The sequence below is a fragment of the Actinomadura chokoriensis genome, from assembly GCF_041463665.1.
GTDB lineage: Bacteria > Actinomycetota > Actinomycetes > Streptosporangiales > Streptosporangiaceae > Spirillospora > Spirillospora chokoriensis_A.
Window position 1 is genome coordinate 1 of the sequence record NZ_JAXCEJ010000049.1, and the last position, 13,850, is coordinate 13,850.

The following is a 13,850-nucleotide window of genomic DNA, read 5'->3' on the forward strand; positions in this document are numbered from 1 at the left end:
CAGCGCCTGGCCGGGTTGCCTGAGGTCGAGCAGGACCGGGTCCTGCTGGACCTGGTCCGCACCCACGCCGCCGCCGTCCTGGGCCACGGCGGGCCACAGGCGGTGGAACCCACCCGCGCCTTCCCGGAGCTGGGATTTGACTCCCTGACAGCGGTGGAGTTGCGGAACCGACTCAACACCGCCACCGGACTCCACCTGCCGCCCACCCTGATCTTCGACTACCCCACCCCCACCACGCTAGCTAGCCGGCTAAGGGTTGAAGTGGCGGAAATGAGCACTCGCGATGCAACCGGAAAAGATTGGATGGGAAAAAATATGTCGCGGAGTATTGTTGAGGATCAAAAGTCGCAGGGTCCGCTCGAGTTGCTCTTCTTGGAAGCATGTAAACAGAGAAAGATCGGTGAGGGCGTCGATCTGCTGATGAGCGCCTCGCGTCTTCGTGCTACTTTTGATGTACCTCAAATGCTTGAAGTTTCGCAAAATCCGGTCAAGCTTGCCAGCGGCAACAAGCGTGCGGCTTTGATTTGCTTTCCTTCGATACTCGCACTCTCGGGCGTGCACTTGTATGCGCGCTTTGCTGTGCAATTGAAAAATTCTAGAGATTTGCTGGTATTTCCTGCTCCTGGATTCATGAGTGGAGAAAATCTACCGAACTCCGTTAGTGTAGTCACTGAAATGCAATCCGAACTCATCTGCAGCCATATCCTAGGCGATCCTTTCGTCCTTCTGGGGCATTCTTCTGGAGGGTGGCTAGCTCATGCAGTGGCTAGCTGCCTCGAAGATCGCGGGATTTTCCCCGCCGCAGTGGTTTTGCTAGACACTTACCTTCCAGGGGACCGGTCGCTATCTCAAGTTCAAGAAGTGATAATAGAGGAGATGCTTGCCAGGGGAAGTGAGTTGGATCTTGTAGACGATACAAGGCTCTCTGCAATGGGAGGATATTCTCGAATATTTTCAGAATGGTCTCCTGCTCCCATTGTGACTCCAACGCTTTTTGTCAGGGCTTCGGATGAAATGAAAAGCGACTCAAGGGATGGCGGCAAGAGACCTTTGTGGCCTCTTGCTGATTTTACGATTGAGGTTCCAGGGAACCATTTTACGATGATGGAAAATCATGTCAGTTCGACAGTGCGAGCTGTTGTTGATTGGCTTGACGGGGCGAGTCTCGACTAAGATTTCCTCGTAATAGTTGGCGGCAATGGCCGCCAGTCGCTGCGCATTTGATGTGCCCCGTCTTCCGTGGCGTCATTTTGCTTGACTGCTGTGCCATCGCCCTCCATGAGAAGAGGCCGGCATGCCACGCAAGGGCTATACCCTCCGGAGTTCTGTCGCAGAGTGCTGGATGTGGTCGAGGTCGGACGTCCTGTCCGTCAGATCGCCCAGGACCCGGGCATCAGCGATCAGACGATCTACACCTGACGCGAACAGGACCTCATCGACAAAGGTCAGGCGCCCGGCACGACCTCGACCGAGCAGAGTGAACTGCTGGCGGCCCGCAGACGGATCCGGGAGCTGGAGACCGAGTTGCCGGTCACCAAGCGAGCCGTCGAGTTGGTGCGTCAGGTGGTGTCCCCCAAGAAAACATTTGAAGCCCTCGCGGTGATGGCCGACGAGGGCCTTCCCGTCCAGGTCGCCTGCCGGGTGCTGGATTTGTCGGAATCGGGCTACTACGCCTGGCGTGCCCGGCCGCCCTCGCCCCGTTCCCTACGGCACGCGTGGTTGACCGAACGGATCAAGCGGATCCACGCTGCCTCCCGCGGCACCTACGGCGCCCGGTGCGTCCACGCCGAGCTTACGCTGGGCAGCGGCCTGGTCGTTGCGCACGGCACTGTGGAGATGCTGATGTAGCGCCAGGACCTGCCGGGCCCTGCCCGGCAGCCGGCGACGACGCCCTGGTTTCGTCCGCGTCTAGCGGCAACGTTTGTCGATGAGTGTCCTGTCTCAGGCAAGGTGGCCCACTGGAGCTTGTTGAACTGGGCGGGCCAGTTTGGCTGAGACGGCGGGCGGCCTTGATTCTCAATCAAGCGGGCCCGGCGGTTGGTTCTCTTCCGCGCGTCTCATTGAACCTGGCCCGTAGACCCGTTCGTGGTCTGTTGGTGTTGACGGGCGCGGAAGGCGGTCTGGCGACAGCGTTTCGAGCACCAGCGAGGTCGGCGTCCTGGGCCTTTAGGGTTCAGTGAAGCGTCGCATAGCGCGCAGGTCACGCCGTCAAAGGGCTTGATCCGGATGGTTGGCCGTGGCTTTGGGGGTTGGCGCGAGGCTTGGCGGCGTTCCTTCTCGGCGGCATCCCGGCATGTCTTGGAACACCAGTGGAGAGGACGGCTTCTGCCGGTGCGTTGGAGCGGACCGGCGCAGCGTTGGCAGACCGGTTCCCCGTCGGGATAGCGACGGGCTCGCTCCCTCGCTGCAAGCGATTCCGAATGGCGTTGTCGATACTCGGCCTGGCGACAGCTCTTGGAGCATGTCAATGGCCGTTTGGAGCGGTTCTGATGCACTCGTTGTGGACCGATCACTTCGAGTGAGTCATCAGTCAGCGTGGAGGATCTGAAGGCGGAGGAGATCGAAGGACGCTCGTCCATAGCCGTCCCTTTTGATGCGCTTGATCCGATTCACATTGCCCTCGACACGGCCAGAATTCCACTCCATGCTCAGGCCCGCCGTCACCGCGTCGAGGTCTTGGCGTATGCCGTTGACCAGGCTTTTCAGGGACGGGAAGCCAGTGGCTGCAGCCTGATCGAGCCAGTCGCGCAACCGGTGTCCGTCCAGTTCGGCCATCATCTGCGCGAAGGACTCCACGCAGGCGGCGACGGCCTCCAACTCGGGGCAGCGTGCCAGCAGCCTCTTCAGCCGGAGCGTGGCGTTCTCGTCCAGATGATCGGGGTGGCTGGTGAGCAGGTGGGTGGCGCGGCGAACGCTGAGCTGCTTGGTGACCTTGGGGGCCGGTTTCCCGTTGGCGCGCACGGCCTGCAGTTGCCGGCGGAGGGTGCGCTGGCTTCCGGTGTAGCCGCGGTCGCGGATCTCGGTATACAGGCGGGCGGCGTCAGTGCAGCCCTGGTTCCAGCGTTCGTGCAGGTAGGGCAGGAACGGGTCGACGCGCGATCCGCGCCGTCCGGCGCGGGCGGGCGCCAGATCCTCGGGGGTTGCGGCGTGGGCGTAGCGGCGTACGGTCTTGCGGTCCAGGCCGAGCGCTTCGGCGATCGCGGAGATCCCTACGCCCTTGGCCAGCAGCTCGTGCACCGCGGCGTGCCGTTCGCGTCGCTTGGTGTCGGCGTACGGGTTCATGTGCAGACCCAGGTACAGGTAAATGTGCAGAGGTGATCAGCGTGTCTGCCGAGGTGCCGGTGGGGTGGTCGTAAAGCCTGCTGGGTGACATTGATCATCCTGGTGGGGGTCGCGGTGGTGCTTGAGGCCGAGCGGTGGCTTGAGTTGCGCCGGTTCCGGGCGTTGCGGGAATCGGGCGCGACGATCTCGGAGATCGCCCGGGAGACCGGGTTGAACTGGCGCACGGTGCGCAAGTACCTGCAGGAGGACGGCCCGGCGGCGGCGCCTCCGACTGCGGCACCGCGGCCGAGCCGGCGGAATCAGATGATCGCGGCGTACGCTCCGGTGATCGATGCGTGGCTGCGGGCTGAGCTGCTGCTCAAGGGCACGGTCATCTACGAGCGGCTGGTCGAGGAGTACGGGTTCACCGGTAGCTATCAGCGGGTGAAGCTGTATCTGCAGGAGGCACGCCCCCGGATCGCCGAAGAGCTGGGGTTCACCCCTCGGGAGCTGGCGGGGCTGCATCGCCGGTTCGAGGTGGTGCCGGGCGCCCAGGCCCAGGTCGACTGGGGTGATGAGGGCGGCGTCCTGGCGCACATGGGCATCGCGAAGGTCTACTCCTTCCACATGGTGCTGTCGTATTCGCGGGACCCGTTCTGCTGCTTCACCACCAGCCAGGACCTGGCCACCTTCTGGGCCTGTCACCGGCGGGCGTTCGAGCACTTCGGCGGGGTGCCCGGCTCGATCGTCTACGACCGGACCAAGACCGTGGTGCGGCGGCACGTCGCGCCGGGCAAGGCGGTGCCGCTGCATCCCGAGGCGGTGGCGTTCGCCGGCCACTACGACTTCACCATCGATGTGCTGGCCGCCTACCGCCCGACCGGGAAGGGCCGCGTCGAGCGGCAGGTCACCATCGTCCGCGACCATGTGCTGGCCGGCCGCTCATTCGCGTCCCTGGACGAGCTGGACACAGCGTTCCTGTCGTGGGTGCCGCTGCGCCGCCGCACCGTGCACCGCACCCACGGCGAGGTGATCGGGGTCCGGGCCCGCCGCGACCACGCCGCGCTGCGGCCGGCTCCGGCACGCCCGTATCTGGTGAGCGACCGGCATCTGCGGCACGTCGGCAAGGACTGCCTGGTCGCCTTCGAGGCCAACCTCTACTCCGTCCCCGCCGCCCGGGTGTTCCCCCGGCAGTTGGTGGAGGTGCGGGCGTCGGCGGCCACCGTCAGCCTGCACGCCACCGTCCCCGACGAGAACGGGATCACCCTGCTGGCGGTGCACCCGCGGGCGGTCGGCCGCGGCGCCAAGGTCGTCGACCCCGACCACTGGAACGGGCTGCCTGACGGGCACACCCGCGCCACCACCACCGGTGGCGGCCCAGGCGATGGCGCCGAGGAGATCGCCGCACGCCGGCGGCGCCCAGAACCGGCCGGAGCCTTGCGCTTCCTGCTGGCCCGGGCCGACGCCGCCAAGGTCGAGGTCGACCGGCGACCGCTGTCGGTCTATGACCAGATCACCGGCACCGGCCCCTTCACCTGATCACCCAGCCTTTCACCAGCCCAGATCTCCACGAGCCAGAAGGATTGAAATCCGTTGAGTGAGTTGGTCACCACCCGGATCCGCGCTACCGCCGCCAAGCTCGGGCTGCCGCACCTGGCCGAGCAACTGGGCGAATTCGTCGGCCGCGCCGACGAGGCGAAGATGGGCTACCTGGACTTCCTGGACCTGGCACTGGAAGAAGAACTCGCCGTCCGCGAGGAACGCCGCATCCGGCACGCGCTGCGCATCTCCCGGATGCCGCACCACAAGACCCTCGACGACTACGACTTCTCCTACCAGCCCGAACTGGACGCCCGCAAAGTCCGGGATCTGGCCACCCTGGCGTTCGTGGAGGCCAAGTCCAACGCCGCGCTGCTCGGCCCGCCCGGAGTCGGCAAGACCCACATCGCCGTCGCGCTGGCGGTCGCGGCCTGCCGGGCCGGCTTCAGCGTCTACTTCACCACGCTGGACGACATGGTCCGCCAGCTCAAGGCCGCCGATGCCATCGGCCGGCTCGCCACCAAGCTCCGCGTCTATCTCCGTCCGCACGTGCTCGTGCTGGACGAGGTCGGCTACCTGCCGCTGGCCCGCGACGAAGCCAACCTGGTCTTCCAGATGATCTCGAAAAGGTATGAGAAGGGCTCGATCCTGCTGACCAGCAACAAGGCCTTCTCGGAGTGGGGAGGCGTGTTCGGCGATGAGGTCCTGGCCACCGCCATCCTCGACCGGCTCCTGCACCACTGCGAGGTCATCGCCATCAACGGCCCCAGCTACCGGCTCAAGAACCGTCTCGCCGCCGTCGAAACCCAGGTCTCCGCCACCGGCTGACCCCCGACCAACTCTGCACGTTTATCCGTACTCACCTCTGCACACCAAGGAGTACGCCGACACCCGGTCAGCGTCACGTCGTCCAGCCTGCGCCGATACCGGCCATGCCGGTTCCTGGACACGGTCCCACAGGCCGGACACGTCGCCTCGGCCGTGGTCGTTCGGGCGGAGATCGTCACGACCGGCCCGTCCGCCGTGACCTGCTCCACGGCTACGCACTCGAGGTGGTCGGAGAGGGGAGATAGCACCTCACAGTTACACGCGCCTAAATCTTTCCGTATCAAGCGACGCTGCGTGATCGTTTCACAACAAGTGGATCAGAACCTACCTATGCTCTTCGGCAAGTAGTGTTGCGACGACTTTTTGAACCCGAGTACTCAACCTCCACGGAGGTCTGGGGGCAGAAACCGTGGAGAGCCCGTTGCTGAGAGATCAGCACGGCAGGTTCGGCGAGCGGCCTTTGAAAAGGACCAGGAGTAATCTCGGCACCGCGCTCAAGATTGACTCAACCAACTGTTCTGTCGATGACACCAGTGGCGATCAGCCGCCCGCCCCATGACCAACTATTCTCCGCGCCGTCCGACAAATAACCGGGAGGTTACCCCTCATTCACTGCATGCATACGTGAGTATTTGGCCAGCCATCCTATTCCGTGATAGTCGCCTCGCCTTGTGAATACCGCCGCGCCTGAGACACCAGGCATTGGTACAGATATCTCGCTCGTCCCCCGCATACGCACGACCTCGTGGATTTTGTCCGTCCAAACAGCAAGAACCGAACCAGCGGGGCCTACAGCCGTGACTCTATCTGATTCAAGGTTGACAGTCACACTAGTCGCACGGTCACGCAGCAGCGCCATGTAATCATCCCCAACCAGCCGACAATGCTTCGGCGGAGTCGTTGACAACCAATCTGGACTGACGATACCTCGGGAAGTCGCCGCATCCCAGAGTGAGGCGACAGTTGACTCTGCATAAGCTGGCGTCGACATCTGTTCACACATCCATAGTAGTCGCCCGGCTCCTCGACCTGATTTGCAACGACGCCATCTAACCCGCCTGCCAAGATCTGCCGCCACAATCGCTGACCAGGGTGGAACCGTCCCCAAAGGGCCTTGCGCACTAATCCAATGCAGATAACGGGGCGCCTCTTCAAGGATCGGATGAAGGTTCGCGTACGGAACACCACCAATATGGCGTATCCCAGACTGAAAGGCCATAGAATTGTTGGCGACCACCAGCAGCGCAACTCTTGCCACGTCTCCGGGCAAATATGCCGGGAGTTCTGCTGGACGCAAGGTAGCTCGAGAGAGGTCTCCCCGCGCTGCGAGCAATCGAGTGACTGCTATCTTGATATCTTCCGGCACTGAAGCTTGAGTAAATTTGGGGACATGCTGACACAGGGCGCTTATCAGCGCGAACTCAGCTTCCTCAGGCCCTTCGGGCAGTGCAAGCCGGCTAAGAGCGAGCCGCATCGAACTGCCCTCGGCTGCTGGCACCATCATGCGGGCAGTCAGCCCACCCAAATCGGTAGGTTGAAGTGTCCCGTGTGTTTCGGTTGCGAAGCCGCCATCGACCAGCGCTGAGATCGCTTCGCGGAGTGGTTGTTGGCTTTCACTCCCCTGCTGGTAGGCAAAGGTCTCTACCCACCACCGCTCAGCCTCCCGCACAGTGCTGATCCGCTGCTGTACTGCCTCGCCAAGTACGTGATCGGCTAGGCTGCCCCCAATCTGCGAATGAACGGTATTCCCAGCGACAAGACGACGCTGCCACGACGCATGCTCAGCCTCATCGACGATGAGGAAAGCCCATCCCTGGGTTTCGCCTGCACCCACTCGGCCAGCCCGACCGAACATCTGCTGTACCGTAGCAACATCGAGCTTGTTGAAACCTATCTCGGTGTCGCGCACCACCACTGCGCGCGCAGGTAGATTCACCCCGGCTGCAACAGTTGATGTAGCAACCAAAATCTGAAGCTTACGGGCTCGAAATCGGCGCTCGGCCTCCAGCTTGTGATCCCATCCCTTGTAATGCAAGCCGATACCAGCCGCTTCACATGCTTCATGCAACCGATCGAGATCATCAGGATGTACATCGCGAATGTTTACACCCCGATCGCCTGCAATGATCAAAGCCATTCGGCGAACGCCTCGCTTACTGCCACAGAAAACTACAACACTCCCACCGTCCGCAGTGATCATGCGAGTGAGTGAGGTGGCTAGCCGAGTGCGAGCAGCGTCAACCTGACTGAACTCTTTATTTGCTGCCACAACCGGAAGCTGCCAAGTCAACTTGGACGGACGCCAGCTGACCTTGATGAGCCGAGCTCCCAGCCACTGTGCAACTTGATCTGCGTTCGACACAGTTGCCGATAGGCCGATAATTCGAACCTTCGGATTCTCGGACTTCAGTCGAGCAAGCAATGCCTCTAGTATTCCGCCGCGGGTCGGGTCTCCCAATAGGTGGATTTCATCAACAATCAAGCAATTGACTTCTGCCAGTGCCTCTCGCAATGAGACGGTCCGACACATGGCCTCAAATTTCTCTGTGGTTGCAACCCATAGATCTGAGTTGCGCGTTCGCTCCACATCTACGCTGAATTCGCCCGAGAGGCGTTCTACGCGCAAGCCACGCTTGCGCCAACCTTCCAACTCTTGGTCCAACTCAGCTGTCAGTGAACGCTGTGGTACGAGCCAAACTGCCTTCCTGCCTTGCTCAAAGATCGTATTAAGAGCAGAAACCATGCCGATAACTGTCTTGCCAGCACCGGTAGGTGCCACCACGACGAGATGGTCATCACTGTCAAGAATTCTCTCAACTGCCTCTGCCTGCGCTGGATTCAGCGTAGGAAACGGCAAATACATGTGCCATGCTCTCGGCACCAACTCAGAGACTGGTACGGAAATCGTCTCGTCAGCAACAGCTGGAGCCTGGGCTTCCCAGAGCATCATGAATGCCTCTCGGGCAGCAATCGCTGCAGGTCCGGTTATACGCGGGAATGCCCGGGGAAGTTGACGAGAGAGGTGGGATTCACAAACTGTTGCAGTCAGTCTGCCGCCGTTTTCCAGCGTACTAATAGTCTCTTGTTCTACAAGGTAAGGTAGGCGTCGAACCGGAATCCCCTCTGCACTGAACTTGTTCCAAAGCGTAGCGAAGCGAGGTTCATCAGGAATTAGTACGCGGACGTCAGTACCTGGCGGACACTCGGGAAGTTTGGCTTCCGGGTCAGTGATCTTTTGCCAGTGCAGTTTCCTGGGTTCCGAGAGTTCGAATCCTTGAGAGAAAGTGACCGTCTCCCGAGACACGCCCTTTCCACCCCCCCGACCGGTAACCGTCGTCCATACAGCCTGGCTGTTGACATCGCAACCTTGATACTGCAGGTAGATTACCGCACTGGTGCGACTCTTCGAACTCGTCGGGGCGCGCGCGCCGGTGATGCAGCCGCAAGAGGGGGGGTCGCTCGGGGGAAAAGGCCAACGGCTCTTCATGGACGTTTGCCTTCTCGACGCTAGTACTCCAGTTGTAGATCGCGATCTTCATGCTTGAGTGGCTTGTCGGCGGTAGTGGCTGGCCTGGGATCGGGCCTGGTGACGGCGGCGCCATTGGGACCAGTCGAGCCGATGGGCCGGGCTGTGGCCAGGCCCGACGACGAGTGCGGTGAACAGGCGTTGGATCTCGTTGCAGGTGAGCGGTATCAGCTCGTCCGACCTGGGGTGGGGTGCGTGTTCGTCGGCGCGGACGACGGTGAGGAAGGCGTGGGCGAGCATGGCGAGGGTGACCCAGCGGTGCCAGGACGTCCAGCCTCTGACCTGGTGTTCGTCCAGTCCGGCCAGGCCCTTGCCGGACTGGAAGATCTCCTCGACCGTCCATCTGCGTCCGGCGACCCGCACCAGGGTGGACAGTGGAACCCGGGTGGCTGAGTAGCAGCGGTAGAAGGCCAGTTCGCGGGTGCGCCGGTTGCGGCGGACGAGGAGTTGGTGGTGGCCGGGCCCCTCGCCTGCGATGTCGGCCAGGGCCCAGTCGTAGAAGCGCTGCCCTTTGGCTCCGGCACCGGCGGAGAGTTTCTGCCAGGCCTGCTTCGGTAGCTTCTTCACCAGGGCGTCGGCGCGGAATTTGCCTGCGCGGGTGGCGAGCCGGTGGCCGCAGGCGACGGCCAGCACGTAGCCGATCCCGCGTGTTTCCAGGTCGGTTCGCAGGTGCGGGTTGCCTCCGTAGACCTCGTCGCCGGTCACCCAGGATGCGATGACGCCGGCGTCCAGTGCGCGGCCGATCATGCGGGCGGCCAGGGCGGGTTTGGTGGCGAAAGCGACGGTGTCGGGGATCCCGGCGGCCCGGCAGCGGCCCGCATCCTGGGTCCAGGAACGCGGGACATACAACTCCCGGTCGATCGCCGCGTGCCCGAGCGGGGTGGAGTAGGCCAGGTAGACGGCGACCTGACTGTTCTCGATTCGTCCGGCGGTGCCGGTGTACTGGCGCTGCACGCCCACCGTGTGCGTGCCCTTCTTCAGGTCGCCGGTCTCGTCCACGACCAGCACCGCGTCCTGGTGGTGCAGGTGCTCGACAACGAAGCCGCGCAGGTCATCGCGTACCGCGTCTGCGTCCCACCTGGCCCTGGACAGCAGGTGCTGCAGACCGTACGGGTTGGCGTCCCCGGCATGCTCAGCGAGCGTCCAGCAGTTCTTGCGCGGCAGGTCCGACAGCAGCCCGAGCACCAGCGCCCGGGCCCGGCGCCGGGGTTCAACCCGGCCGAACCGTCCCGCGATGCGACCCATCAGGACCTCGAACACTTCCTGCCAGCGGCCAGGATCTATGCTGTGACCCGCGGCCACCGACTGATCTTCTGTCTTCACACACCGATGATCACCGGTGGCCGCACCCATTCCCGGACCGGGTCTGTACGGTTTTCGACACCCCCCAGGACCAGCCCCGACCAGCAAGATCGCGATCTACAACTGGAGTACTAATGCCTTCGTGGGTACCGTAGCCGTCGCAGAGCACTTGCAGTTCCACCCCGTGTATAGGCCTTGGGGATCTGCTCGAGGAACTTCAAGAACTCGGCGTAGCTGTGCCGGGCATGACAGGCGTCAGGGGATTGAATTGCGGAGTGGGTGACTCATCAAATAATTACTAATGTGAGGTATTGCGCTTCGTAACGCTGTTCCGCTTGCTTCTCGATTGACGCTTTGGTTGATTGCGGACTGCTTTTTCGACTTTAGAGGTCATTGTCGAAGTATTGGGGGGTCGTGGATCGGCAGACCTGTTTACTCGATGATCTTCGTTGACGTTACCACTGCCATCAAGCTTAGGCTGTGGATATCTACTAAAAACGTAGTGCTGCTGGGCAAGTGACCAGCCATTCGTGGTAACCCAATACATGAGCACACCCAACGGGAAGCCAAGGCCGAACAATCCAAAAGCTGGCGCCAGGAAGACCATCATCTTTTGCGCCTGCATCATCGGATTGTTTTCGTTATTGACTGACTGTCGCTTAATGCTAGCTCGCACCGTAAAGAATGTCATGCAAGAGGAAATAACAACTGCCGCCAATGTGATGGCAATTGCCGTTGCATTCTTTGCACTCCAGGCATTGATAAACGTGTCTGGGATATGGGCGCCGAAGATATTAGCCTTTTGGGCACTCTTTACAAGTTCAGGTGTGACTGCGAAGACGCCGTTGCCTGGATTAGCATCAGAGATCCGCTTGAGGACCTGAAAGAGGCCGATGAAGACCGGCATCTGCACCAGGATTGGCAGGCAGCCCGAGAGTGGATTTGCGCCGTTCTCTTGGTACAGCTTCATGACTTCTTGATTTAGGCGCTGCTTGTCATTCTTGAATTTCTTGCGAAGTGCCTGCACCTTCGGGTTTAGTTCCTGCATCTTGCGAGAAGCGTGGATCTGCTTCACGAACAGTGGCACTAGTAGTAGTCGCAGGAGGACGGTGAGAAGGATGATTGCACCGCCCCACGCCCATCCGCTGTCTTTGGGTACAACAGTGCTCAAGCCGCTGTGAGTCCAGACAATCAGTTGAGCGACGATCTCGTACAGCCAGTCAAGCACTGGGCGGCTCCTTTGGAATTAGCGAGAGCAGGGCAAATGCATTTGCAAACTGAGATTCTCTGCATTCGACTCGAAGGATTGCTGCCCTCTCCAGTTGCCTCATGCGGCTACAGCATCGCATACTAGTGCCTCCGTCGCCCTTGGGTCGCTTGACCGCCAGTGCTTGCAGCTCAGTTGCGAGACCGCGTGGTCACCCCTGCCAGGAGCAGAGGACACCATCGGAACATCATATCTACTCGCCCCCGGTGCCGACCGCGAATGAAGTTTGCTAGCGGGTCAGCCGTGACTGGTCAGGTCCCGACGATGAACACTACGTCCGCGCAGGTCAAGCAGCATGCTCGTCCCTAGTCGAGGACCCCTCTCAGACGTTGCCTTCTTCTTACGTCCAGGCTCGGTCGGGGCGGGGTCTGTGGACGACACGTAAAAACTGGCTCTGGCACACATTCCGTGAAGGGGCTGGTCTGGTAGGTCACGGTTCGGGGGTTCTTGCCGGTAGCCGACGTCGTGATCGCAAGCATCGCCGGTGTGTCGATCAAGGAATTGGTGACCGTGCTGTTCCCTTACCTGGCCCGCGTGTGCGTGGACCGGGTGACCCGCTGTGGAACCTCGGTGCAGATAAAGGCCGGGACGACGACGCGTGAGGCCGGCTGCCCGGGGTGCGGGACGGTGTCGAGGCGCAGGCACAGCCACTACGAGCGGCGGCTGACCGACACCGCGGTCGGCCGGCAGGAGGTGCTGATCCACCTGCGGGTTCACCGGTTCCGGTGTGGCAACGACGCCTGTGCCAGGCAGACCTTCGCCGAGCAGGTCCCGGGCCTGACGGTCCGCTACGGCCGTCGCACCACTGGGGCCGGGGAGGCGTTGCGGGCGATCGCGCTGGCGCTGGGTGGCCGGGCGGGTGCTCGCCTGGCCGAACGGCTATTGGGCGCGGTGAGCCGCACGACGCTGATCCGGCTGATCCGCGGTCTGTTCGAAGCCGCAGCACAAACGCCCCGTGTGCTGGGCGTGGACGACTTCGCACTGCGCCGTGGACGCGTCTACGGCTCGATCCTCATCGACATCACCACCGGCCGACCGGTCGAGGTCCTGGCCGACCGCACCGCCGACACCCTCGCCGCGTGGCTGCGGGCCCATCCCGGTGTCGAGATCGTCTGCCGGGACCGGGCCGGAGCCTACGCCGAGGGCATCGCCCGGGGAGCCCCGGAGGCGATCCAGGTCGCCGACCGCTGGCATATCTGGAGAAACCTTGGTGACGCCGTCGAACGGGCGGTGGCCCGGCAACGCCGTCACCTGCACGTTCTCGCTGAGAAAGCACAGGTGCCCGAGGCGCCGCCCGCCCGGCGGACGTCCCAGGGTCCCGAGGGCAGAAAGGATCGGGTCGCGGTCCGCACCCGGCAGCGGCACGCCGCCGTTCATGCCTTACTGGCTCAGGACCTCACCATCCCGCAGATCGCCGACGAGCTGCAGCTGAGCCGCAACACCGTCCGCCGGTTCGCCCGGACCGCCGACCCCGGCCAGCTCCTGGTCCACAACGGCACCGGCAAGCGCACCAAGGACCTGCAGGCCTACGACTCCTACCTGCGCACGCGCTGGAACCAGGGATGCACCAACGCCCGGCGCCTCCACGACGAACTGGCCGCGCTCGGCTACCGCGGCGCCATCACCACGGTCCGGCAATACCTCCAGCCCTGGCGGACCGGCCTGCCCGCACCGGCCGCCCGCCGTCCTCCGACGGTCCGCCAAGCCACTGCCTGGTTTCTGAGCAGCCCCGCCCGCGTGGACCCCGCCGACGAGCGCCGCCTGGACACCCTCTGCGACGCCGGCCCGCAGCTCGCCGTCCTGCGCGACCGGGTCCGCGAGTTCGCCGAGATGATGGTGCACCGCCGGGGACAGCGACTCGAGACGTGGATGACCGTCGTTGCTGGTGACGACCTGCCCGAACTGCACTCCTTCGTCCTGGGTCTGCGCCGCGACCAGGACGCTGTCACCGCCGGTCTCACCCTTCCCTACAGCTCCGGCCCCGTCGAAGGACACGTCAACCGCATCATTATGTGGAATCCGATCTGTCAAGCGATGTGCTTGTGGATCACGCCGAGGTAGAGGCCTTCGCGTTCGGGAACGTGCTGGTCTTGGTGGGGTGGGAAGAACACCGCGCAGACGTCGGCG

9 protein-coding genes are annotated in these 13,850 nt (G+C 62.7%); 5 read left to right on the top strand and 4 right to left on the bottom strand.

Annotated elements, in window-relative coordinates:
* Together SM418_RS37415 and SM418_RS37420 are read left to right on the top strand one after the other, a co-directional pair.
* Nucleotides 1–1,173: alpha/beta fold hydrolase (locus SM418_RS37415; RefSeq protein WP_371946396.1), on the top strand; the 1,173-nt coding region annotated here is incomplete at its 5' end.
* A 351-nt stretch (nucleotides 1,174–1,524) separates the two neighbouring features.
* Nucleotides 1,525–1,848 carry an IS3 family transposase gene (locus SM418_RS37420; RefSeq protein WP_371946395.1) on the top strand — a complete coding sequence of 108 codons (324 nt, stop codon included), beginning with the start codon at nucleotides 1,525–1,527 and terminating at the stop codon, nucleotides 1,846–1,848.
* Nucleotides 1,849–2,526: 678 nt separating this feature from the next.
* On the opposite strand, the gene SM418_RS37425 is transcribed toward SM418_RS37420, so the two are convergent.
* Nucleotides 2,527–3,282: a transposase gene (locus tag SM418_RS37425; RefSeq protein ID WP_371946394.1), complete on the bottom strand. Its 756-nt coding sequence runs from the start codon at nucleotides 3,280–3,282 to the stop codon at nucleotides 2,527–2,529.
* A gap of 84 nt (nucleotides 3,283–3,366) precedes the next feature.
* On the opposite strand from SM418_RS37425, the gene istA reads away from it, so the two are divergent.
* On the top strand, nucleotides 3,367–4,800 hold the full coding sequence (gene istA, locus SM418_RS37430) for an IS21 family transposase (RefSeq protein ID WP_371946393.1): 1,434 nt from the start codon (nucleotides 3,367–3,369) through the stop codon (nucleotides 4,798–4,800).
* Nucleotides 4,801–4,854: 54 nt separating this feature from the next.
* Nucleotides 4,855–5,628 (top strand): IS21-like element helper ATPase IstB, encoded by a 774-nt coding sequence (istB, locus tag SM418_RS37435; RefSeq protein ID WP_371946392.1) that lies wholly within the window; start codon nucleotides 4,855–4,857, stop codon nucleotides 5,626–5,628.
* A gap of 598 nt (nucleotides 5,629–6,226) precedes the next feature.
* Here istB and SM418_RS37440 read toward each other — a convergent pair.
* From SM418_RS37440 to yidC, 3 genes are all read right to left on the bottom strand, one after another.
* A complete protein-coding gene (locus SM418_RS37440; RefSeq protein ID WP_371966168.1) occupies nucleotides 6,227–8,932 on the bottom strand; it encodes a DEAD/DEAH box helicase in 2,706 nt (901 codons plus the stop codon).
* Nucleotides 8,933–9,163: 231 nt separating this feature from the next.
* Nucleotides 9,164–10,399, bottom strand: coding sequence for an IS701 family transposase (locus SM418_RS37445; RefSeq protein WP_371946397.1), 1,236 nt, complete (start codon nucleotides 10,397–10,399; stop codon nucleotides 9,164–9,166).
* A 355-nt stretch (nucleotides 10,400–10,754) separates the two neighbouring features.
* On the bottom strand, nucleotides 10,755–11,684 hold the full coding sequence (gene yidC, locus SM418_RS37450; RefSeq protein WP_371946390.1) for a membrane protein insertase YidC: 930 nt from the start codon (nucleotides 11,682–11,684) through the stop codon (nucleotides 10,755–10,757).
* A gap of 525 nt (nucleotides 11,685–12,209) precedes the next feature.
* Here yidC and SM418_RS37455 point away from each other — a divergent pair.
* Nucleotides 12,210–13,784, top strand: a complete 1,575-nt coding sequence (locus SM418_RS37455; protein ID WP_371946389.1) for an ISL3 family transposase — start codon at nucleotides 12,210–12,212, stop codon at nucleotides 13,782–13,784.
* The last annotated feature ends 66 nt before the right edge of the window (nucleotides 13,785–13,850 follow it).

Bases quoted from the DNA above. Each gene is read 5' to 3' on its own strand.
- SM418_RS37425 (WP_371946394.1), bottom strand. From the start codon at position 3,282: ATGAACCCGTACGCCGACACCAAGCGACGCGAACGGCACGCCGCGGTG.
- SM418_RS37445 (WP_371946397.1), bottom strand. From the start codon at position 10,399: ATGGGTCGCATCGCGGGACGGTTCGGCCGGGTTGAACCCCGGCGCCGG.